Source organism: Photobacterium angustum (genome assembly GCF_003026365.1).
In the GTDB taxonomy this organism is placed as follows: Bacteria; Pseudomonadota; Gammaproteobacteria; order Enterobacterales; family Vibrionaceae; genus Photobacterium; species Photobacterium angustum.
On sequence record NZ_PYOM01000001.1, the window covers coordinates 280,697 to 304,697 of the forward strand.

Below are 24,001 nucleotides of genomic sequence, written 5' to 3' on the forward strand. Positions count from 1 at the left end.
TATTTTACAGCGAGTAAAGAATATTGGATCCATAGGTCAAACTGGTTAATAACAGTGAGTTTTTGTTTATTACATCAATCCGACGGCTTTCTTGCGCATTCATTCTAAAAATATCTTTTACAACATTAAGTTGCTTATCATCAAAATCAATATTTGTACCCGATGTTACGTCTTTAAATTCTGTTGGCTCAGTGAGCAGATAGCCACCACTGACATCCCATTGACCTGATTCAGAGATATGAATGGTTACGGGCGTTGGTTTCTCACTATAAAGCTCTAACGTCGTAATACGCGAATAGGTATGGTTAGGCAAATACACCATATTACTGCTTTGTTTTACTTTACGTAATGTGCCTAAATTATCGAGTTGTGTTGGCTCAATACGGCTAAATGTCGTACTTTGCCATTCTCGTGACATCAGTAGTTGCTCTTGCTTGTAATCCGTTGAAAAATAAACCCAACTACAAACAGTAATAGAAATAGCAAGGATTCCAAAAGGCCAATACTTACGAACAAAATGCGAGAAGGTAATAGGAGAATTTACTGGCATAATTTCACATTATCCTCATGGCTAGTCAGTAAACGTAAGGTGATGTTTTCCATTGGTACACTACTGCTATGTAAGTAATTCAAATACAGTTGATTATTTTGTCCACCAGTGACGATGACTTCGGTTGGTTTACCTTCATCCTGATGATTTTTCAAATAATCACTGACGCAACTACTGATCATATTGTTCCAATCTTTCATCACTGGATTACTAATTGGCGTATAAATTTTCACGCCCTCAACTTGAAGAAGTGGACGAAAAGCTGCCGATTTTGGTGGCATACTTAAATTAACGGCAATCGGCAATATTAAGGCGATTACCAGTGCTATCCAACCAAGCCATGTAACCTTCGGCTTGGTTTCTATCGAGGCTGGTATAGATGATTCAGGCTCTGTTATTGGTTCAACGATCTCGCTATCTGTAACATCAACACTTGGTGTATCAAGAGGGGGAATATGTTCTGGATGCGCTAAAGTTTCTTGAGCTGCAACATTATAATCAGTGTCTTCTTCATCGACATAGGCATCAACAGTAGCAATGATTTGGTAACCACGTTTGGGCACAGTTTTTACAAATGCAGGCGACTTGGTTGAGTCTTTTAACGCTTTACGCAGTGTTGAAATAGCTTGAGTTAGGCTTGAGTCATCGACTTCAAAGCCTTGTTCACGCCAAACATAATCGTGAATACGCTGGCGAGTAATAATGAGGCTTGGATCTTCGATTAGAAGACTCAAGGCACGGCTTTCATTACTGCCCAAACGAATTAACTCATTATTTTCCAGTTTATCAATCAAACTGTTATCGTTTGGATCAAAAATGAATCGTTGTCCGATTAAAAACTTTTTTGCGTGTGTAGGCATCTATTTAACCTTAGCAATGATCTTCTAATTATTCATTGTTCTATAAGTTTGCTGAATGGTTTCTTAATCTAAAAATATAAAACGTAATCTGAAAAAATATAAAAAATAAAAAACGTGCTATTTTAGGTTGAAATTATGCTGTTTGACCATATTTATCTTAAAAATAACACCTAACAATTTTCCATGGAGTAGAGATGAGCGAGCAAGTGGTTGATAAAAATAAGGAAACTCGTGGTTTTCAGTCGGAAGTAAAACAATTACTTCACCTAATGATCCATTCACTTTACTCGAATAAAGAGATTTTCTTACGTGAATTGATCTCAAATGCGTCTGATGCGGCAGATAAGCTACGATTTAAAGCCTTATCACAGTCTGATTTGTATGGTGACGATTCTAACCTATGCGTTAAGTTATCAATCAATGATCAAGCGGGTACATTAACTATTAGTGATAATGGTATTGGTATGACCCGTGAGCAGGCGATTGAGCATTTAGGCACTATTGCTAAATCAGGAACGAAAGAGTTCTTCTCTCAGCTAAAAGAAGATGAAAGTAAAGATTCGCAACTTATTGGTCAGTTTGGTGTGGGTTTTTACTCAGCATTCATTGTGGCAGATTCGGTAACGGTTAATACACGTGCAGCTGATGTTGCGGCTGATGAAGCGGTAAGTTGGCAGTCTGCTGGTGAAGGTGATTACAGCATTGAAACCATCACCAAAGCGAATCGTGGTACTGATATTATCTTGCACCTACGTGAAGATGATAAAGAGTTCCTAAATGAGTATCGCTTACGTGAGATCGTGGGTAAGTATTCCGACCATATTGGTATTCCTGTTCTGATTCAAACTGAAGAAAAAGACGATGAAGGTAAAGTAACAGGAACAAAGTGGGATCAGATCAACAAAGCCCAAGCATTGTGGACACGTAATAAGTCCGACATCAGTGATGAAGAATATAAAGAGTTCTACAATCACGTTGCGCATGATTATGCAGAGCCTTTGGTATGGTCACATAACCGCGTTGAAGGTAAGCAAGATTACACTAGTCTTCTTTACATCCCGTCGACGGCGCCTTGGGATCTAAACAATCGTGATGGTCAGCATGGCTTAAAGCTGTATGTGCAACGTGTATTTATTATGGATGATGCACAGCAGTTCATGCCGACATACCTTCGCTTCGTGCGCGGCTTAATTGATTCAAACGATCTGCCACTAAACGTATCGCGCGAAATTCTACAAGATAACAAGGTGACACAAGCGCTACGTAAAGCGTGTACTAAGCGTGTGCTTCAAATGCTTGAGCGTATGGCGAAAAATGATGCTGAGAAGTATCAGACGTTCTGGAAAGCGTTTGGTCAGGTGTTAAAAGAAGGGTTAGCTGAAGATTTTGCTAATCGTGAAAAAATTGCCAACTTGCTACGCTTTAGCTCAACAGAAAATGACTCACAAGAGCAAACAGTATCGCTTGCCGATTACGTGAGCCGCATGAAAGAAAACCAAGATAAGATCTATTATCTAACCGCAGATAATTTTAATGCAGCGAAACATAGCCCACACCTAGAGCAATTCCGTGCGAAAGGGTTGGAAGTGATTTTGATGTATGATCGTATTGATGAATATCTAATGGGCCACTTGCCTGAATTTGAAGGTAAGCAGTTCCAAGCTATTACCAAATCTGATCTTGATCTTTCAAGCTTTGATGATGAAGAAGTGAAAGAGAAGCAAAAAGAGACAGAAAAGGAATTTGCTTCAGTGACTGAGCGTACAAAAGGTTACCTAGGTACACGTGTAAAAGATGTACGTGCAACGTTTAAACTTCATGATACACCAGCTGTTGTTGTGACAGATGAAAACGAAATGGGTACCCAAATGGCGAAACTGCTAGCAGCAGCAGGCCATGATGCGCCAGAGGTTCAATACATTTTTGAATTAAATCCAGAGCACGCATTGGTTAAGAAAATGGCTGATGAAGCGGATGAAGAAGTGTTTGGCCGTTGGGTTGAATTCTTGCTAGGTGAAGCGATGTTAGCTGAACGCGGTACGATGGAAGATCCTTCACAGTTCCTTGCTGCTATTAACAAGTTGCTGATTAAATAACCAAATAACTTACTTATATCAAATACTATTCTGATAAAGCATGTAAACCAAGCCCAGTCATTGTACTGGGCTTGCGAGTCTTGCTTATTCAGTGTATTTTCACTTTTTTGCAAAAATTCCACTCTATTAAAGGGGATCACAATGCGCATCATTCTTCTGGGCGCTCCAGGTGCAGGTAAAGGTACTCAAGCTCAATTCATTATGGAAAAGTTTGGTATTCCTCAAATTTCAACTGGTGACATGCTACGTGCTGCAATCAAAGCAGGTACTGAGCTAGGCAAACAAGCGAAATCAGTGATCGATGCAGGTCAATTGGTATCTGACGATATCATCCTTGGTCTTGTAAAAGAGCGTATTGCGGCAGATGATTGTGCAAAAGGCTTCCTACTAGATGGTTTCCCACGCACAATTCCTCAAGCTGATGGTCTAAAAGAAAACGGCGTTAACGTTGATTACGTTATCGAGTTTGATGTGGCTGACGATGTGATCGTTGAGCGTATGGCGGGTCGTCGTGCTCACCTTCCTTCTGGTCGTACTTACCACGCTGTTTACAACCCACCAAAGGTTGAAGGTAAAGATGACGTAACAGGTGAAGATCTTGTTATCCGTGAAGACGACAAAGAAGAAACCGTTCGTGCACGTCTAAATGTTTACCACACACAAACTGCACCACTTATCGAGTACTACGGTAAAGAAGCAGAAGCAGGCAACACTAAGTACCTTAAGTTCGACGGTACACTCCCTGTTGCTGAAGTTAGCGCTGCGCTAGAAAAAGCATTAGCTTAATATTGATATAGGCTGTTTTAGATAGCTTGTAACAATGAAAAAAAACGGGCTTACCTATTGGTATAGTCCGTTTTTTTATGGTTTAAATAGGGGTTAATAAAGGCGGGATACGTCTTTTTCTGATCAAAGTGATCTAAAAGCTATTAGCTTTCGTTTAGCTTCGGTTGCATGATTAATATTTTTTGATCAGAAAGCTTGGTATAGGACAGATAAGAGCGAAAACCGATGAATAAAGACAATAAAAAATACGGTGTATTGTTAGTTAACCTAGGTACGCCTGATGCACCGACGGCTGCTGGGGTGAAACAATTTTTATCACAATTTTTACACGATCACCGTGTCGTTGATATGACTCGCTGGTTATGGTGCCCCATTTTACACGGCGTAATTTTACCTATTCGCTCACCGAAAGTTGCTAAATTATATCAATCGGTTTGGATGGAAGATGGTTCACCATTAATGGTGTATTCAAAACGTCAGCAAAAAGCATTAACAAAGATACTTCAATTCCCGGTTGAACTGGGTATGACTTATGGTAACCCGAGTACTCAGTCTGGTTTGGAGCGTCTTAAGCAGCAAGGTTGTGATAAGGTTTTAGTTTTACCGTTATATCCTCAGTACTCAGGTACCACGACTGCCGCCGTGTTTGATCGTATTGCTAAAGATTTAAAGTCTATATCGTATATCCCAGAGCTGCGTTTTATTAATCATTATTACGATCACCCTGATTATATTTCAGCGTTAGCCGAGACTGCTAAAACGGTGTGGGCAGAAAAAGGCGAGCCTGATTACTTATTATGTTCATATCACGGTATCCCTAAACGTTATGCTGATAATGGCGATCCGTATCCAGATCATTGTAATGGTACAACGGAGCTATTAGCGAAGATGCTTGAGATGCCGCGTGAAAAAATGAGCATGAGCTATCAGTCTATTTTTGGACGTGAAGAGTGGTTAAAACCGTATACTGAAGGCACGATAAAATCATTGGCTGAGAAGGGCGTAAAACGTCTTGATGTGATGTGTCCTGCATTCTCTGTTGACTGCTTAGAAACCCTCGAAGAAATTGCTGAACAGTGCAAAGAAGTGTTTATTGAAGCGGGTGGGGTAGAATTTAATTTGATCCCTTGCCTAAATGATAGCCAAGCACACATTACAATGATGGAAAACTTGGTGAAACAACATGTTCAAGGTTGGGAATAGTCAGTTTTTATTCTGTAACTTACATTGACGATAACGTTTACGCTCTCATTTGTGTTGATATATCTCAAAACCAATGAGAGCTTTTGCTTTTATGTTCTATATTCTGTGATAGAATTCGCAAAATTTACAACTTGATAGCGCATAGACATGAAATTTCCAGGCCAACGAAAATCTAAGCATTACTTTCCGGTACATGCTCGCGATCCACTTTTAAGTCAAACGAAACAAGAGAAGCGTCTAGCACGTACTCATGTTGTCGGTATTGACCAAACATTGGTAGATATTGAAGCTTATGTGGATGATGAATTCCTGGAACGCTATGAGTTAAGTAAAGGCCATTCTTTGGTTATTACTGATGAAAAAGCAGAAGCGCTATATCAAGAGCTAAAAGAGAACAATCTTGTTACTCACGAGTTTGCTGGTGGTACGATTGGTAATACGCTACACAATTATTCTGTGCTAGCTGATGATAAATCTGTTCTTTTAGGTGTGATGAGTAAAGACATAGAGATCGGTAGTTACGCGTACCGTTACCTTTGTAATACATCAAGCCGCATGGATATGAACTATCTTCAACCTGTTGATGGCCCTATTGGTCGTTGTTTTGCTCTTATTTCAAAAGACGGTGAGCGTACGTTCGCTATCAATGAAGGTAAGATGAACCAACTTGAACCAAATAGCATTCCAGAACATGTATTTGAAAATGCCTCTGCGCTTGTACTAACCGCTTATTTAGTGCGTTGTAAGCCTGGCGATCCTATGCCTGCAGCAACAATGCGTGCCATTGAATATGCGAAAAAGCACGATGTGCCAGTAGTATTAACACTAGGTACAAAGTTCGTTATTCAAGACGATCCACAATGGTGGCGTGACTTCCTTCGTGATCATGTAACAGTTGTTGCAATGAACGAAGATGAAGGTGAAGCGTTGACTGGTGAGTCTGATCCGCTTGTGGCGGCTGATAAAGCATTAGAATGGGTTGATCTTGTTCTTTGTACTGCAGGCCCTGTAGGTTTATATACCGCAGGTTACACTGATGATAACGCTAAGCGTGAAACAAGTTTACCGTTACTTCCAGGTGATATTGCTGAGTTTAACCGCTATGAATTCAGTCGACCAATGCTTAAAGCTGCGTGTGAGAACCCAATTAAGGCGTATTCACACATTGCTCCTTACATGGGGGGCCCTGAGCGTATTAAGAATACGAATGGCGCTGGTGATGGTGCACTTTCAGCATTACTGCATGATATGTCTGCAAACCGTTACCATAAAGAAAACGTGCCGAACTCTAGTAAGCACCAACATTCTTTCTTAACATATTCATCGTTCTCACAGGTTTGTTTATATTCAAACCGTGTAAGCTATGAAGTATTGGCGCAGTACTCTCCACGTTTATCTCGTGGTCTACCAGAGCGTGAAGATAGCTTGGAAGAAGCATACTGGGAACGTTAAGTTTCGTATAGATATAAAAAAACCGCCAACGCATTTTCGTGCTTGGCGGTTTTTTATTATCTGCAGTTTAGAGCAAACTTATTTTTTATAAGCTTCGTTATGTACTGCAGCAATAGCACGACCTGATGGATCAGCAGCATTCTTAAAGCTTTCATCCCATTCAATCGCTTTTGCGCTTGAACAAGCAATAGATGGACCACCTGGAACACATTTCGCTGCGCTCTCTAGTGGGAATAGCTCTTCAAAGATCTCACGGTATGCGTAAGCTTCTTTGGTTGTTGGCGTGTTGTAAGGGAAGCGGTAAGCCGCCGTTTCAAGTTGTTGATCCGTTACTTTCTCTTCAGCTACTTCTTTTAGCGTATCAATCCAGCTGTAACCTACACCATCAGAGAACTGCTCTTTTTGACGCCATGCAATAGATTCTGGTAGGTAGTGTTCAAAACACTCACGTAAGATGTGTTTTTCCATCTTACCGTTACCACACATTTTATCTTCAGGGTTTAAACGCATTGCCACATCGATAAATTCTTTATCTAGGAATGGTACTCGGCCTTCCACACCCCATGCTGCTAACGATTTGTTTGCACGGGCACAGTCAAACATGTTCAGAGCAAGCAATTTACGTACAGTTTCTTCATGGAATTCTTTCGCGTTTGGCGCTTTGTGGAAGTATAAGTAACCACCAAAGATCTCATCAGCCCCTTCACCTGACAGTACCATCTTGATACCCATCGCTTTGATTTTACGACCCATTAGGAACATTGGGGTAGAAGCACGAATGGTTGTCACATCGTAAGTTTCAATGTGATAAATCACATCACGAATCGCATCAAGACCTTCTTGAATCGTGTAGGTCATTTCATGGTGAACGGTACCAATTTTATCAGCAACTTCACGCGCCGCTTTTAAATCAGGTGCGCCTTCAAGACCCACGGCAAAAGAGTGGAGTTGTGGCCACCATGCTTCAGATTGATCATTATCTTCAATACGCATTGCAGCAAAGCGTTTTGCCACTGCTGATGTAATTGATGAATCTAAACCACCTGATAGTAGTACACCATAAGGTACATCTGTCATTAACTGACGCTTAATAGCGGCTTCTAGTGCTTCAGTTAATTCTTCTTTGCTGGTTGAGTTACCTTGTACGGCTGCGTACTCATTCCAATCACGGGTGTAATAACGCTGTGGTTCGGCATCAGCACTACCGTAGTAACAACCAGGAGGGAATTCGCTTACTGTTTTACATACAGGTACCAACGCTTTCATTTCTGATGCGACATAGTAGTTACCGTTTTCATCAAAACCTTGGTACAACGGAATAATACCAATGTGATCACGACCTACAAGGTAAGTATCTTTTTCTTCGTCATAAAGAACAAAGGCGAAAATACCGTTGAGTTCTTCAAGTAACTCTTCGCCCATGTCCTGGTATAGGGCTAGGATTACTTCACAGTCTGAATCTGTTTGGAAGTCGTATTTGCCTTCATAGCGAGCACGGATTTCTTTGTGGTTGTAGATTTCACCGTTAACTGCAAGAATTAGTTTTTTATCTGGGCTATATAGCGGTTGAGCGCCACTGTTTAGACCAACAATAGCAAGACGTTCATGCGCAAGAATGGCATGTTCTGATGCATAAATACCTGACCAGTCTGGGCCGCGGTGACGAAGCTTTTTCGACATTTCTAATGCGATAGGACGCAATGCTGCTGCGTCGCTCTTAATGTCTAGAATCCCAAATACAGAACACATATTAATACCACTCCAACGTTATCTTTTTATATCCATAAATCTTAGAAACACAGATGTAACCGAAAGGTTTTTATAATGAAAACAAAACTTTTTATTTCTGTGTGTTTCTCTTTGATTGTTAAAATTGCGTATTCTGAAGTAAATTGCAATAAAAAATCTTCAATCCATTAAAATAAAACGTCTTAGGTGAATAATATTCAGTTAAAGCATCTTTAACTGAATTAAATCTAATGTGTATGGCTTTTTATTTGAAAAAAATAAACAGTAGTTGTTACCACTGTTTATTTTTTGCTGCAAAATAAGGGGCCGTTATTATAGGGTTATGATTTGATTGCTGTTATGTCAGGCTTTAAGTGGTCACATACATTACGGGCAAAACCACTGCCTGCCTCATTGAAGATGTTGAAGACGGCATCAATACCTTGTTCATAAAGTAACTCTTCGTCATCATTGTACTGAGCAATTGCTGCTATTTTACCTTGGAAATGACGAGCTTTAATTTGCTCTAAAGCATAGACATTCGCCTGACTATGGGGCATTGCTAATAAAATAAGTGTTATGCGTTCTTTGCTGATCACCCGCGCCCAAAAATCAGGATCAGTCGCATCGCCTTGAATTACATTTCGTCCTTCTTTGCGTTGCTGCTCGGCGGATTCCTCTCGGGTTTCAACACCTATGATTTGCTTGCCGTAACGCGCTTGTAACTCATCATATGCACCAGTACCTATTCGGCCCATACCAAGAATTAACACTTTTGATTGTCCGAGATCGATCAGTTTGTCATCGGCGTTGAGTTTTTCTGGCTCAAATTCTTTTAGCCATTTTGATGCTTCAGTATAAAGTTTATGGCTCATGCTGTTGAGAGGGGCTGCGAGCAAAAAAGAGAAAGAGACGGCAATGGCGATAGCCACTAAAAAAGTACCCGGTAATAGTCCGAGTTTATAAGCTACGCCACCGACAATTAGACCAAACTCGCTGTAATTAAATAGCGTTAACGTCGCAAGCATTGAGGTACGGACACGGTAACGACACAAATGGAATATGCCATAGTACAACATACCTTTAAGCGGCAATAAGAGTAGTAAAACAAATGCCATCAGCAACCCATTAAGCGTCGGGGTTTCTGACAAGCCAATATTCAAGAAAAAGCAAACAAGTAGTAGCTCTTTAAAGTTAAAGAGTGATTTTGCCATTTCAGAAGATTTACTGTGTCCAGCCATTAGCATCCCGATCAATAGCGCACCTAAATCAGGCTTCATACCAACCAATTCAAATAACCCTGCACCGAGCACTAGCGCAAGAGTAATGGCATAGAGTACCAGTACTTCACCGTGACCTGCTTTGTCTAAGATCTTGTATAGGATAGGGCGTAATAACGGTAGGGCGAAAAGCCCAAGCGCATACACTTCTGGCATTTTTCCACTGGAGATAGTCAAGAATATAACAGCGAAGATATCTTGCATGACCAGAATACCGATAGAGACGGTACCGTACTTTGCATTTAACTCGCCTTTTTCTTGTAACAGCTTAATAGCAAATACTGTACTTGAAAAAGATAGCGCAAACCCGATGAGAATTAATTGGCTTAATGCCATGTCGCTGAACATGGTTAAGCCAAGCTGCTTTAATACCAATAAACAGAGGGTAAATAAGGCTGTAGACAAGAGATTATGTAAGGTAGCACCACCCCAAACTTCTTTTTTAAGTAAGGACTTCACATCTAGCTTTAAACCAATAGTAAAAAGAAGCAGTGTCACCCCTAAGTTAGCTAAGGTTTCTAATGTAGGCGTAGAAGTAAAGCCAAAACTGTTAAGACTAAAGCCTGCAACAAGAAAACCCACAAGAGGGGGGAGTTTGCAACGTAGAGCAATAAAACCAATGACAAAAGCGGTAAGTATGTAGATAAATTCCATATCTTGTACAACATCCTTGCAAGATAACAATCTGGAGAAATAGCATGAAGCTGATGAGATTAGGGGCGTATTAATTTAATACGCCCCTTTGCTCTGAATTTATGTGGTGCTGTGATTAGTCTTCTAATAGGAGCTGTAATAATACACCGTTTAACATAGCGCGTTTGATCATTGAAAATGCACCTATGGTCGGCTGATTATAAAGCTCAGATGCAACAATCGGTAAGTTATGATGAAATCTTGAGAGTGATTGTGTTTCAACACAACGTCGAATTGCTGGAAAAACAATCTCTTGGGCATGAGTAATGTTACCCGCAAGAATGATTTTTTGAGGGTTGAACAAATTGATGGTCATCGCAAGGGCTTTGCCCAACTGATTTCCCACTTTTATCAACGCTTGGGTTGCTAACTCATCACCTTCATTTGCTGCATCACAAATCGCAAGCATTGTTATATCTTCAAGCTCTTGTAGTGAGCTTGGATAGCCTTGGTCGAGCAACTGTTGAACATGTTTCACTATAGCGGGATCGGATGCTACTGTTTCTAAGCAACCAAAATTACCGCACTGGCACTTATCGCCTAATGGATCGATTTGAATATGGCCGATCTCGCCTACGTTACGGTTAACGCCCAAGAATACTTGACCATTAACAATAATACCGGCACCTGTACCGTTGTGAACACTGACTAGAATTGAGTCTTTACAATCGCGGCTTGCACCGAAGTAATGCTCTGCTAACGCTAGGCCTCGAATATCATTACCGACAAAACAAATAACACCGAATTGTTTTTTAATAATGTCAGCTAATGGAAAGTCATCAACATCAATATGTGGCATATATTCCACAATACCATGCTCAGGATTCACTAAGCCGGGGAGCGTAATACCAAATGCAACCAATTCTTTCATTACATTTTGGTTATTACTGATGAAGTTTTGGATATGCTCAAGTAAACCGTCAATTAAGGCTTGTTGGCTGGTATAAGAAAATGGGTGAGCGGTACCTGTTATATGGTTACCACTTAAATCATAAAGGGTTATTTCAATGTAATTTCGACCAATACGCACCGCAATAGAATGAAATGCTGCTGATTCAGTTGTCAGCGATATTGCCCGTCTACCGCCGGTTGATGCTTGTTGCGCGACCTCTTTTATTAGGCCGCGCTCAAGTAGTTGGCGGGTTATTTTAGTAACACTGGCAGGAGCAAGCTGACTAACATCAGCCACCTGAATACGTGAAATAGGGCCCTGCAAGTCAATCAAGCGATAAACAGCTGCACTGTTTAGCTGTTTTACGAGATCAACATTACCAATTTGTCCGCCTGTCATAATTAGCTCTGTTTGTATTCACCATTAACAATTGTCGCCTGAACATTATAATCGCGATCAAACACAGTAAGATTTGCTACCATGCCTTTTCTAATAGCCCCAAGTTTCTTGTCTACACCAATAGCGCGAGCAGGATAAAGTGTGGCCATACGAATCGCTTCGTCCAAGGCGATACCTACATGTTCAACACTATTTTGAATTGCTTCAATCATCGTTAGTGCTGAACCACCAAGTGTGCCTTCTTCAGTTACACACATGCCGTTTCGGTAATATACCTTTGTCCCAGTAAAAAGAAAGCTATCGATGTTTGCACCTGCTGGAGCTGTGGCATCGGTCACTAAAACTAAACGCGTATTCTTCATTTTATGAGCCATACGGATATTGGCGTAGTCAACATGGTGGCCGTCAGCAATAACGCCTGTATAGATTTCACTGCTATCGTAAATAGCGCCAACTAGACCTGGCGAACGACCTTCAACAGGGCTCATTGCATTGAATAAATGCGTAGTAAAACTAATACCAAGATCGAAGCCTTGTCTTGCTTCTTTGTATGTCGCATTACTATGTCCCGCTGAGACAACAATACCTGAATCAATCAGTTTCTGAATATGCCCAGGTGAATTCAGTTCAGGTGCGAGAGTGACTTTAGTTATAACATCAGCATTTTCACACAAGAAATCAATCATATCGTCACTAGCTGGGCGAATGAAATCTGGGCGGTGAACCCCTTTCTTTACAACATTAATGTAAGGGCCTTCTAGGTGTAGGCCTAATGCTTGATTGTGGTATTTTGCTTGATAGTCACGAATAGCTGAAACTGCACGTTTCATGTCTTCGTCGGGGGAGGTGATAAGCGTAGGAAGAAAGCTAGTACAACCTGATTTTAGGTTGGCTTGGTGCATAATATCAATGGCTTCGGCGGTGGTTTCATTGTTGAACATCACCCCTCCACAACCATTTAATTGTAAATCAATAAAGCCAGGAGAAAGGTTTGCACCATGAAGATCGATAGTATCGATGCCATCGAGTAAATGATTAATCGGGCAGATTGCATGAATGTTCACGCCGTCAATAATGACGGCGTGGTTATTCAGCACTTCGCTACCGGTAAAAATATTACAGTTGGTAAGCGCGTACATGAATATTCCTTAATTGGATTAAAGGTGGTTAATATTTTCCGCTTCTAGCTCTTGGAAGTACTTAACGGTCTTCACTTTTAGCTCTTGAGTTGATGGCTCATCACAAACAATCATTGATTTAGGGTGTAGCTGTAGTGCAGATACTGTCCATAGGTGATTGACACTGCCTTCAACAGCGGCTTGTAGTGCCTGTGCTTTGTTGTGGCCAGTGATAAGGATCATTACTTCTTCAGAATCAAGTAGAGTGCCAACACCGATAGTTAGTGAGTATTTAGGTACTTGATTGATGTCGCCATCAAAGAAACGAGAGTTAGCAATACGTGTTTCTTGAGTTAGCGTCTTGATACGTGTACGAGATGCTAGTGATGATGCTGGTTCATTGAAAGCAATGTGGCCGTCGTTGCCTACACCACCCATGAATAGGTTGATTTTACCGTAAGATTTGATCTTATCTTCGTAACGCTGGCACTCAGCTGCGTGATCTTCTGCGTTACCGTCAAGAAGGTTGATGTTTTCTTCTTGAATATCAACGTGGTTAAAGAAGTTGTTGTACATGAAGTTGCGGTATGACTCTGGGTGATCAGAAGCCATGCCTACATACTCATCCATGTTGAAAGTAACAACATTTTTGAAGCTCACTTCACCTGCTTGGTATAGCTCGATAAGGCGCTTGTATGTCGCTAGAGGTGTACCGCCCGTAGGCAGACCCAATACAAATGGACGTTCTGCTGTTGGTTCGAATTTATTGATGCGATCTGCAATGTAGCGAGCAGACCATAGACCAACATCTTTAGCGTTATTAAGCGGGATTAGTCTCACGTTGATACCTCGTTGAAGAAAGTTAAAACAGGAAAAATCTTAGCGACATAGCGCCTTTGTTTTGAATGATAAAATAAGTTTTATGATCGAGCTAGCAAAATCACTCACTTCTAACCTCCGTCGGTGATTGAGATCACAAATGATGAGCTTTTAATTTGCGGGGCGAAATTAATTTCTTAAACTGCGGATAACCAAATACGAATAGCTTAAATCAGCTACTCAATCGCATCTAAGAAAACCATAGGGGGAACTAAGGGTGAATATTCTTGGATATTTTCAAAAAGTAGGTAAGGCATTAATGGTGCCAGTTGCAGTACTTCCTGCAGCGGCAATCTTAATGGGTATCGGTTACTGGATTGATCCGAACGGCTGGGGTGCAAACTCTGCATTAGCTGCTTTCTTGATCAAGGCAGGCGCTGCAATTATTGATAACATGTCTGTACTGTTTGCAGTTGGTGTTGCATACGGTATGTCTAAAGATAAAGATGGTGCAGCAGCACTATCAGGTTTTGTTGGTTTCCTTGTGGTTACAACGCTTCTTGCACCAGGTGCAGTAGCGCAAATTCAAGGTATTGACCCAAGCGCAGTTCCAGCTGCATTTGGTAAAATCAATAACCAATTCGTAGGTATCTTAGTAGGTATCGTGTCAGCTGAGTTGTACAACCGTTTCTCAAGCGTAGAACTACATAAAGCACTAGCGTTCTTTAGTGGTAAGCGTTTAGTACCAATTCTAACATCTGTTGCTGGTATCGTTATTGCTGGTATTTTAATGTTCGTTTGGCCATCAATTTACGGCGGTCTAGTACATTTTGGTGAAAGCATTCAAGGTATGGGTTCTGTAGGTGCGGGTATCTACGCATTCTTCAACCGTCTATTGATTCCTGTTGGTCTTCACCACGCACTAAACTCAGTATTCTGGTTTGACGTTGCAGGTATTAACGATATTCCTAACTTCCTAGGCGGCGCGAAATCTATCGCTGAAGGTACAGCTACTCCAGGTATTACTGGTATGTACCAAGCTGGTTTCTTCCCAATCATGATGTTTGGTCTACCAGGTGCAGCACTTGCTATGTACCACACTGCGAAAGCGAAGAACAAAGAGCGTGTAGCATCTCTACTTCTAGCTGCTGGTTTTGCATCATTCTTCACAGGTGTTACAGAGCCTCTAGAATTTGCATTCATGTTCCTAGCACCAGTACTGTACGTAATTCACGCAGCACTAGCGGGTCTATCTGTATACATCGCAGCATCAATGCAGTGGATTGCAGGTTTCGGTTTCTCTGCAGGTCTAGTTGATATGTTCTTGTCATCACGCAACCCACTAGCTGTTCAGTGGTACATGCTGATTGTTCAAGGTATTGCATTCTTCTTCATCTACTACTTTGTATTCCGATTCGCGATTGTTAAGTTCAACCTTAAAACGCCTGGCCGTGAAGACGACGAAGAAGAGACTTCATCTGTTGCAGGTTCTGCAGAAACAGGCGAGCTAGCTAAGCAGTACTTAAAAGCACTTGGTGGTCACGGTAACCTAGAGAACATCGATGCTTGTATTACACGTCTACGTCTAACGCTAAAAGACAGCAGTCTTGCTAACGAGAAAACGTTAAAAGCACTAGGTGCAATGGGTGTAGTTAAACTAGGTTCAAATAACCTTCAGGTTATCCTTGGCCCTCTAGCTGAAATCGTTGCTGGCGAAATGAAGAAAATCCCAGCGTCAGAAGATCTATCTTCTGTAAAACTTCCATAATTACCTGAATTCTTCAGTAATTAAGTAATACCGCAAGACCTTTAATAAAACCGGCCTTATTATTTTCAAACATGGAATGATAGGGCCGGCATTTTGAGTACCCAACGTTTGGGCTCGCATTGATTTTCTCTTCACTTTTTAGAAGAGATATCGGGAGAAAAGGAATATATCATGACTATTAAACTTACGGCGTTAGCATCTTTTATTACACTAGCGGTGACTGGTTGTGCAACTCAGGGAAACAATGATCAAACTGTAGTTAATAACCTAGCGTCAAACCTAGATCTTAACTACGAAGTCGCTATTCAGCATGGTGCAGAAGAAGGCTTGCCATGTAAAACACTGGGTGCGGAATGGGCATCTTGTGATTTGATTAATTTAACGCTGGAAAATAAAGGCCCAGCGGTAACAAATAAAGACTGGAAAATATACTTCAGTAGCATTCGTCAAATCTTAGAAGTTCAGAATGATCAATTCAAAGTTACACATGTAACTGGTGATCTACACACACTAGAGCCAACAGATAAGTTCGATGGTTTCGCTGAAGGTGAAAAGGTTGTTATCCCTTACATCGGTGAATATTGGACTTTATTTGAAAACGATTACATGCCTCGTGCATACGTAACAGCAGGTAATGCAGAACCAAAAACAATCGTTAGCACTGATACAGCTAACCCTGCAGATTACTTAACGCCATTAAAAGGCGATCAATTTAAGCGTGTTAAAGCGGATAACAATGTCTTAGCGACACCAGAAACACGTTTTGAGAAAAACAGCGATGTAAACTTAGTGGCTTCTGAAGAAGTAGCTGGCACTATTTTACCTACACCGCTAAGTACTAAATTAACTGGCGATACTGTTTCTCTAGCTAACGGTATTAAGATCGACAACCTAACACTACCTGCAGACATGATGGCTGCTGTAGATGCTCGTTTAGCACAGCTTGGTGTGAACGCGCAGGGTGAATATCCAGTAAAAGTAACTATTTTACCGGGTTCGTTTAAAAAGGATCAGCAAATTGTTGGTGCTTATAAGTTAGACGTCACTAAGAAAGGCGCAACAGTTACTGGTTTTGATAACCAAGGTGCGTTCTACGGTATGCAGTCTCTGATCTCATTGATGTCTACCGGCGCAGAGAACAGCATTCCAACATTAAATGTATTGGATGCACCACGTTTTGATTACCGTGGTGTGATGGTTGATGTGGGTCGTAACTTCCACTCAAAAGAAGCGATCCTTCGTACGCTAGATCAAATGGCAGCGTACAAGATGAACAAATTCCACTTCCACCTATCAGATGATGAAGGTTGGCGTATCGAAATTCCGGGTCTTCCAGAATTGACAGAAATCGGTGGTAAGCGTTGTCATGATTTATCAGAAACAAGCTGTCTTCTTCCTCAACTAGGCTCAGGCCCAACATCTGAGAACGATGGTTCAGGTTTCTACAGCAAGCAAGATTACTTAGATATTCTAAAATATGCGAAAGCACGTGGTATCGAAGTGATCCCTGAAATTGATATGCCAGCTCACGCACGTGCAGCGGTAGTAGCAATGGAAGCGCGTTACAAGCGTCTAGCTGCTGAAGGCAAGATGGATGAAGCGAATGAATATCGCTTGATGGATCCACAAGATACGTCAAACGTAACGACAGTACAGTTCTACGATAAGCGTAGTTTCATTAATCCATGTATGGATTCGTCTGCAAAGTTTGTTGATAAAGTCATCACTGAAATTCAAGCAATGCACAAAGATGCGGGTATGCCGCTAAATACATGGCACTTCGGTGGTGATGAAGCGAAGAATATTAAGTTGAATGCGGGCTTCCAAGATATTAACGCTGCAGAGCCAACAGCTTGGACAGGTTCTATTGATCAATCTAAGCAAGATAAGCCATACCAAAAATCACCAATGTGTCAGAAATTGATCGCAGATGGTGTGGTAAGTGATTACGATCGCCTACCAAGCTACTTTGCTGAGCGTGTAAGTGCTGTGGTGAATGGCAAGGGTATTGAGAACTTCCAAGCATGGCAAGATGGCTTGAAGTACTCGAAAGATGCTAAAGCGTTTGATACTGATAACGTACGTGTGAACTTCTGGGACGTTCTATACTGGGGCGGTGGTGCATCTGCATACGAGTGGGCTAACAAAGGCTATGATGTTGTAGTATCAAACCCAGATTACGTATATATGGATATGCCATATGAAGTAGATCCATCAGAGCGTGGTTACTACTGGGCAACACGTGCAACTGACACTCGTAAGATGTTTGGTTTTGCGCCAGAGAACTTACCTCAGAACGCAGAAACATCACTCGATCGTGATGGCAATGGTTTTGCAAGTAAAGGTACAGTTGAATCGAAAGGCTTCCACGGTCTGTCTGCGCAGCTTTGGAGTGAAACTGTAGGCAACGATGAACAATACGAATACATGGTATTCCCTCGCGTACTAGCAGCTGCTGAGCGTGCATGGCACAAAGGTGAGTGGGAAAATGAGTACCAAGCAGGTGTTGAGTACTCACAAGACTCAAATCTTGTGAATAAGAAAGCCCTTCACAACGAGTGGGAGCGTTTTGCTAACGTTCTTGGTCAACGTGAACTAGCTAAACTTGATGCAGCAGGTATTCAGTACCGTGTACCAGTACCAGGTGCAAAAATTGAAAATGGTAAACTTGCAATGAACGTAAGTATGCCTGGCTTAGCGCTACAATACTCAACGGACGAAGGCAAAACGTGGAACACTTACAATGCGAAAGCACAACCAAGTGTGACGGGTAAAATTGAAATCCGAGCAGTAAGTGCAGACGGTAAACGTTTCAGCCGTGTAACATCACTATAAGTTACGATGCAAACACGCTTTAACTGTTAAAATATCAGCCGATGGAGGGTAACCTTCATCGGCTTTTTTCATTAAGTTAGGTAAAAATCATGGCTATCATATTTATGGTCATGTTTTTAATGCGCCTAATTAGGGCATTAATGTATAGTGTCAGTATACAAACTCCGTTATTACGGGGCTTTTTTATCCATATCGACAAACAATGCATACTATTTGTTGAGTCATGAGCCATATTTATGGATCATATACAGTTCTCAATCCTGTAAGCACACGAGGTGTAATTGATGAGTGAATCTGAAGCTCGTCCAACTAACTTTATCCGCCAAATTATTGATGCGGATTTAGCAAGTGGCAAACATAAAAGCGTACATACCCGATTCCCGCCGGAGCCGAATGGTTACCTGCATATCGGCCATGCTAAATCTATTTGTTTGAACTTCGGTATTGCTCAGGACTATCAGGGTCAATGTAATCTTCGTTTTGATGATACTAACCCTGAGAAAGAAGACATCGAATACGTTGAGTCTATTAAGAACGATGTTAACTGGTTGGGCTTTGAGTGGAGCGGTGAGATTTGTTATTCATCAAACTACTTCGATAAGCTATACGGGTTCGCAATTGAATTAATTAATAAAGGCTTAGCGTACGTTGATGAGCTAAGTCCAGAGCAGATGCGTGAGTACCGTGGCACATTAACTGAGCCAGGTAAGCATAGCCCATACCGCGATCGTAGCGTTGAAGAAAACTTAGCTCTATTCGACAAAATGAAGAACGGTGAAGTTGAAGAAGGCAAAATGTGTCTTCGTGCGAAGATCGACATGGCATCACCATTTATGGTTATGCGCGATCCAGTGATCTACCGTGTACGTTTTGCGACTCACCACCAAACGGGTGATAAGTGGTGCATTTATCCAATGTACGACTTCACACACTGTATTTCTGATGCGCTAGAGGGCATTACGCACTCTATTTGTACGCTTGAGTTCATGGACAACCGTCGTCTATACGATTGGGTTCTTGAAAACATCACTATCGATTGTACACCGCATCAGTATGAGTTTAGCCGTCTAAACCTTGAATACACTGTGATGTCTAAGCGTAAGCTGAACCAACTTGTGACTGATAAATTGGTTAATGGTTGGGATGATCCACGTATGCCAACTATCTCTGGTTTACGTCGTCGTGGTTTTACACCAGCATCTATGCGTGAGTTCTGTAAGCGTATCGGTGTGACTAAGCAAGACAACACCATCGAGATCAGCTCACTAGAATCTTGTATTCGTGACGATCTAAACGAAAACGCACCACGTGCAATGGCGGTTCTTGATCCTGTTAAAGTTGTGATTGAAAACTTTGATGGTGAGACAGAAATGCTTACTGTAGCTAATCACCCGAATAAACCTGAAATGGGTTCGCGTGAAGTGCCATTTAGCCGCGAGCTATACATTGAGCGTGAAGATTTCCGCGAAGAAGCGAATAAGAAATACAAGCGTTTGGTGTTGGGTAAAGAAGTTCGCTTACGTGGCGCTTATGTGATTCAAGCGGATCGTATCGAAAAGGATGCGGAAGGTAATATCACAACAATCTTCTGTTCTTACGATAAAGATACATTAGGTAAGAACCCAGCAGATGGTCGTAAAGTAAAAGGTGTTATTCACTGGGTATCAGCAGAAGCGGGTATTCCAGCAGAAATTCGTTTATACGATCGTCTATTTACAGTACCAAACCCTGGTGCGGCAGATGATTTTGTATCAGTAATCAATCCTGACTCTCTAACAGTAGTTAATGGTTTCGTTGAACCATCATTGGTTGCTGCTGAAGCTGAAAAAGCTTACCAATTTGAGCGTATGGGTTACTTCTGTACAGATAACAAAGACTCAAGCCCTGAGCATTTAGTCTTCAACCGCACAGTCGGCCTTCGTGATACTTGGGCGAAAATTGGCGACTAATTTAGTCTCTGATTTTTGCTAATAAAAACCGCATCACTTTTGTGATGCGGTTTTTTATTAATAACTATCTAATCGATGATATTACATGGCTATTAATGTCCCGAATTAATGATTTGCTCTGTAATATTCCCCGCAAGTTCAACATTGCTTAATTTGAAGAAAATCATTTTGCCTGATTTTTGAATATCTTGAGTGTTGTATTTAAATTGACTAAATATATCTCCCCATTGATAGCGAACGTAAGTCTCACCTGATTGTAAATGCCTATTTACTGAATACTCTGTTGCGTAACCTGCCATTTTTCCGTTAATGGGGCGGTTTGGCGCATCATGAGGAATACGAAACATCGTTGACTCGAGCTTTAAAATGCCATTGATGATACTCGTTGGTTCTTTTAAGTGTTCTGAAAAATAGGTGGCATGAACGAAACGATCTTCAGGATTAGTGTTACCGCCAGTACCTAAATTTGTTTGGCTCCATTGTTGAGCTTGTTCGCCCCAACCACGCGCTGAACGCTTAATATTAGCAAGGTGTTGGGCATAACCCGGTTGATTGGTCATTACTGTGTATTGCTTACCGTGCCAAATTTGAGGTTTGCCCTCACGCCATTCAATAATAGCGCTATCGCCCGTTGGATCTTGGAAAGATAAATGCAGAGCAATGCGAACAGGAATTCCTTCAATAAACTCTTCGTTAGGTGCGAGTGCGGTGGCTGATTTTACAACATCATTCACTGTTTGATGTTGCGACAACATATGGCGAAGGTAGGTAATTGCGCCGTCGGTTTGCTTATTATTCCCTTTGCCAAGATCCATTCCACCATCATAAAGAATGTTACCACTAAGCCCTTGTGAGTTAATGCCATCCATTAAAACACCGTAAGCAGTGATCCCTGTGACAGCAAATTTAGATGTAACAAGGTTCTTATTACTCAGGTGTGTTGTGTATTCTGAACCTTGAGGAAAGTTAGCTAAGTAAGGGTTTGTGGACTCAGACCAATCCATAGTACGAGAAACAAAGACACCATGATCTTCAGTTTGCCAAAGGATACGTGTACAAGCATTCGCGCTAGATATTAGGCTTGAAAGAGATAGGGTGGTGATTAATGCTAGTACTAATGGTTTTACTTTCATCTATAACATCCATATAAAATAGTTGGCATAGATATATAGTGAAAAACCACCTTTTTGTAATCTGGTTATTTGTAACAATGTTTGAAAGGAGAACTAAATATCAAATAAAAAAGCCAGTGGAGATACACTGGCTTTTTTAAAATATTACTTTGGGTCGTGAAGTGTTTCATCTTCGGCGCAGTTGCCGTTCATGCAATGACCGTATAGGTAAAGGCTATGATTTGTTAGGCGAACATTGAAGCTTTCTGCAATTTGTTTTTGACGATCTTCGATGATGTCATCTGAAAACTCGATAACTTTACCACAATCAAGACAAACAAGATGATCATGGTGGTGTTGAGTTGATAGTTCGAAAACAGACTTACCACCTTCAAAATGATGTCGGGTGACAATGCCTGCATCATCAAACTGGTTGAGTACGCGATAGACTGTCGCTAGGCCAATTTCTTCGCCAATATCGATAAGTTTTTTGTACAAGTCTTCAGCACTGATATGTTGGCAATCAGGTTCTTGCAGTACTTCCAAAATTTTAAGGCGCGGAAGAGTAACTTTTAAGCCTGCTTGTTTTAGCGCATGATTATTATCTGACATCAAAATTTCCTATTGGCTATCCGCAAAGATGTTGCAGTAGTCTTTTCATTTCTTACTATTATAAGTGACGCAACGATAACAATAAACCTTAAAAGCAGAGGAAACTAGGAGATATGTATAATTTCTAGTGTTTGAATGTATGTAAAATTTATGTAAATATAAACTCATCGTACCAGATGAGGCACTCACATTGTACAAAGTTTATAAACCCAGCATTGTAAAGTTTGCACTTAATCTATGGCCACCTTTCTGGGGAGCTGGTATCAAGATTGTTAAGATCAGTGATGATTTTCGATTTGTTAGAATAAAGTTGAAATTACGCTGGTGGAATAAGAATGCAAATCGTACACAGTATGGTGGGAGTATTTTTTCACTTACAGATCCTGTTTATTCTTTGATGTTAATGGGCATACTTGGACGTGAGTATTTTGTATGGGATAAGCAAGCAAATATCAACTTTATTAAACCGGGCGATAGTGATTTAACCGCTGATTTTGTGATTTCGGAACAGTGTATCGAAGAGATAAAGCGCGTTACAAAATCTGGAGATAAGTATTTTCCCTCTTTTACGGTGAATGTATTGAATTGCCGAGGGGAGTTAGTTTCTCAAGTTGAGCGAACCTTATATGTAAGAAAAAAACCAGAATATCGAATGGAATCGAATGCGATATCTTGAGTGAAAATATCGCTAAAAATACGTATAAAAAAACGCGCTCGATAAGCGCGTTTTTTGATGATCTCAATGTGATTAATCAGCAAGTTCTGCTAAGCACATTTCATCATAAATTTGCTCAACCCATTGCTTAACACGCTGTGCTGTAAGCTCTGGTTGGCGATCTTCATCAATACATAAACCTACGAAGTGGTTGTCATCAACGAGTGCTTTTGAAGCTTCAAACTCAAAACCTTCTGTTGAGAAGTTACCCACAATAGTTGCACCACGACTTTCAACGATGTCACGTACTGTACCCATTGAATCACAGAAATATTCTGCGTAATCTTCTTGGTCACCACAACCAAAGATAGCCACAAGCTTAGTTGAAAAATCAATTTGCTCAAGCTCTGGGAAAAAGTCATCCCAATCACACTGTGGTTCACCATAGTACCAAGTAGGAATACCAAGTAGTAGTAGATCAAAGTTGTCGATATCTTCTTTGCTGCTTTTTGCGATATCTTTTACTTCAACTAGCTTGTCACCAAGTTGCTTTTGAATCATTTTAGCGACAGCTTCGGTATTACCTGTGTCGCTACCAAAGAAGAGTCCAACGCTTGCCATAGTAGAGATTACCCGTATATAAATAGTTAACTGCTGCATCGCAGTTTACAGAAATCAGTAGAAACGGTGCAATGATAATTACTGTTTACTGACGTTTTGTTTGTTTTTTCGTCTAAACGGTAGCATTACCCGCAAGAACTAAGTGTTTAGGTGTTGATATAATCATCATAAGTTACACAATTAACGCTAATAATTAAATCCCAGTACCTTCCCAATTTAGTTGAATAATACCTTTGGATATAAATCCAGCAAAGCCAAGGAACAAAGCTAGCCAAACAATTTTTTGTCCAAAGGGAAGGACATTACCTTGTTTTAAGACATCTTTTACTGCCATACCGATAAAGAAAAATAACGGTAAAAACAAGATAAATTCCAATGGATTTAATTAAGCCTATGTATTCATGAAGCAAAACAAATCGTTTTGATATATACCCAAGTAACCTCAAGGTACTTGGTTTTTAAAGTCACTCAGGTATATCAATCTAGTGAGACTATAGCATAGTTAAAAAAGGTATTTAACACTGTGGTTATGCAATACCTCATTGTTAGTAAGCACGCTAACAACGAGGTACG

The 24,001-nt window shown here is 40.8% G+C and carries 19 protein-coding genes; 8 read left to right on the forward strand and 11 right to left on the reverse strand.

Annotation, left to right across the window (positions count from 1 at the left end; translation table 11 throughout):
• Nucleotides 1–4: 4 nt before the first annotated feature.
• Nucleotides 5–550, reverse strand: a complete 546-nt coding sequence (locus CTN01_RS01465) for a regulatory protein ToxS (RefSeq protein ID WP_045148123.1) — start codon at nt 548–550, stop codon at nt 5–7.
• Nucleotides 541–1,410, reverse strand: coding sequence for a winged helix-turn-helix domain-containing protein (locus CTN01_RS01470; RefSeq protein ID WP_005370469.1), 870 nt, complete (start codon nt 1,408–1,410; stop codon nt 541–543). The genes CTN01_RS01465 and CTN01_RS01470 overlap by 10 nt, the downstream gene beginning before the upstream one ends.
• A gap of 194 nt (nt 1,411–1,604) precedes the next feature.
• Between CTN01_RS01470 and htpG the strand changes: the two genes are divergently transcribed.
• The 4 genes from htpG (at nt 1,605) to CTN01_RS01490 (ending at nt 6,947) form a co-directional block, all read left to right on the forward strand.
• The gene (gene htpG / locus CTN01_RS01475) at nt 1,605–3,506 is read left to right on the forward strand and encodes a molecular chaperone HtpG (protein WP_045148124.1); all 1,902 of its coding nucleotides are present in this window, start codon (nt 1,605–1,607) and stop codon (nt 3,504–3,506) included.
• Between the two features lie 141 nt (nt 3,507–3,647).
• Nucleotides 3,648–4,292, forward strand: coding sequence for an adenylate kinase (adk, locus tag CTN01_RS01480; protein WP_005370480.1), 645 nt, complete (start codon nt 3,648–3,650; stop codon nt 4,290–4,292).
• Between the two features lie 225 nt (nt 4,293–4,517).
• Nucleotides 4,518–5,495: a ferrochelatase gene (gene hemH, locus CTN01_RS01485; protein ID WP_045148125.1), complete on the forward strand. Its 978-nt coding sequence runs from the start codon at nt 4,518–4,520 to the stop codon at nt 5,493–5,495.
• Nucleotides 5,496–5,642: 147 nt separating this feature from the next.
• Nucleotides 5,643–6,947: an inosine/guanosine kinase gene (locus CTN01_RS01490; protein WP_005370491.1), complete on the forward strand. Its 1,305-nt coding sequence runs from the start codon at nt 5,643–5,645 to the stop codon at nt 6,945–6,947.
• A gap of 78 nt (nt 6,948–7,025) precedes the next feature.
• On the opposite strand, the gene asnB is transcribed toward CTN01_RS01490, so the two are convergent.
• The 5 genes from asnB to nagB form a co-directional block, all read right to left on the reverse strand.
• Nucleotides 7,026–8,696 (reverse strand): asparagine synthase B, encoded by a 1,671-nt coding sequence (gene asnB / locus CTN01_RS01495; RefSeq protein WP_005370494.1) that lies wholly within the window; start codon nt 8,694–8,696, stop codon nt 7,026–7,028.
• Nucleotides 8,697–9,016: 320 nt separating this feature from the next.
• Nucleotides 9,017–10,609, reverse strand: a complete 1,593-nt coding sequence (locus CTN01_RS01500; RefSeq protein ID WP_045148127.1) for a cation:proton antiporter family protein — start codon at nt 10,607–10,609, stop codon at nt 9,017–9,019.
• Nucleotides 10,610–10,724: 115 nt separating this feature from the next.
• Nucleotides 10,725–11,939, reverse strand: a complete 1,215-nt coding sequence (gene nagC / locus CTN01_RS01505) for a DNA-binding transcriptional regulator NagC (RefSeq protein WP_045148128.1) — start codon at nt 11,937–11,939, stop codon at nt 10,725–10,727.
• Nucleotides 11,940–11,941: 2 nt separating this feature from the next.
• Nucleotides 11,942–13,078 carry an N-acetylglucosamine-6-phosphate deacetylase gene (nagA, locus tag CTN01_RS01510; protein WP_045148129.1) on the reverse strand — a complete coding sequence of 379 codons (1,137 nt, stop codon included), beginning with the start codon at nt 13,076–13,078 and terminating at the stop codon, nt 11,942–11,944.
• A gap of 18 nt (nt 13,079–13,096) precedes the next feature.
• Nucleotides 13,097–13,897 (reverse strand): glucosamine-6-phosphate deaminase, encoded by an 801-nt coding sequence (gene nagB, locus CTN01_RS01515; protein WP_045082717.1) that lies wholly within the window; start codon nt 13,895–13,897, stop codon nt 13,097–13,099.
• A 256-nt stretch (nt 13,898–14,153) separates the two neighbouring features.
• Between nagB and nagE the strand changes: the two genes are divergently transcribed.
• From nagE to glnS, 3 genes are all read left to right on the forward strand, one after another.
• Nucleotides 14,154–15,644 (forward strand): N-acetylglucosamine-specific PTS transporter subunit IIBC, encoded by a 1,491-nt coding sequence (gene nagE / locus CTN01_RS01520; RefSeq protein ID WP_005370505.1) that lies wholly within the window; start codon nt 14,154–14,156, stop codon nt 15,642–15,644.
• Between the two features lie 171 nt (nt 15,645–15,815).
• The gene (locus CTN01_RS01525) at nt 15,816–18,479 is read left to right on the forward strand and encodes a beta-N-acetylhexosaminidase (RefSeq protein WP_045148130.1); all 2,664 of its coding nucleotides are present in this window, start codon (nt 15,816–15,818) and stop codon (nt 18,477–18,479) included.
• A 284-nt stretch (nt 18,480–18,763) separates the two neighbouring features.
• Complete coding sequence (glnS, locus tag CTN01_RS01530; protein WP_045148132.1) at nt 18,764–20,428, forward strand: glutamine--tRNA ligase; 1,665 nt, start codon at nt 18,764–18,766, stop codon at nt 20,426–20,428.
• A gap of 92 nt (nt 20,429–20,520) precedes the next feature.
• Here the strand turns inward: glnS and CTN01_RS01535 are convergent, their stop codons facing one another.
• Entirely contained in the window at nt 20,521–21,561 is a 1,041-nt protein-coding gene (locus CTN01_RS01535; RefSeq protein WP_045148133.1) for a linear amide C-N hydrolase, read from the reverse strand.
• 144 nt (nt 21,562–21,705) lie between these two features.
• Nucleotides 21,706–22,152, reverse strand: coding sequence for a ferric iron uptake transcriptional regulator (fur, locus tag CTN01_RS01540; RefSeq protein ID WP_045082713.1), 447 nt, complete (start codon nt 22,150–22,152; stop codon nt 21,706–21,708).
• Nucleotides 22,153–22,342: 190 nt separating this feature from the next.
• Here fur and CTN01_RS01545 point away from each other — a divergent pair, with 190 nt between their 5' ends.
• A complete protein-coding gene (locus CTN01_RS01545) occupies nt 22,343–22,828 on the forward strand; it encodes a DUF4442 domain-containing protein (RefSeq protein ID WP_045148135.1) in 486 nt (161 codons plus the stop codon).
• 72 nt (nt 22,829–22,900) lie between these two features.
• Here the strand turns inward: CTN01_RS01545 and fldA are convergent, their stop codons facing one another.
• Together fldA and CTN01_RS23220 are read right to left on the reverse strand one after the other, a co-directional pair.
• Nucleotides 22,901–23,428 (reverse strand): flavodoxin FldA, encoded by a 528-nt coding sequence (gene fldA, locus CTN01_RS01550; RefSeq protein WP_005370519.1) that lies wholly within the window; start codon nt 23,426–23,428, stop codon nt 22,901–22,903.
• Nucleotides 23,429–23,621: 193 nt separating this feature from the next.
• A complete protein-coding gene (locus tag CTN01_RS23220) occupies nt 23,622–23,762 on the reverse strand; it encodes a DUF2788 domain-containing protein (protein WP_373455572.1) in 141 nt (46 codons plus the stop codon).
• Nucleotides 23,763–24,001: the final 239 nt, after the last annotated feature.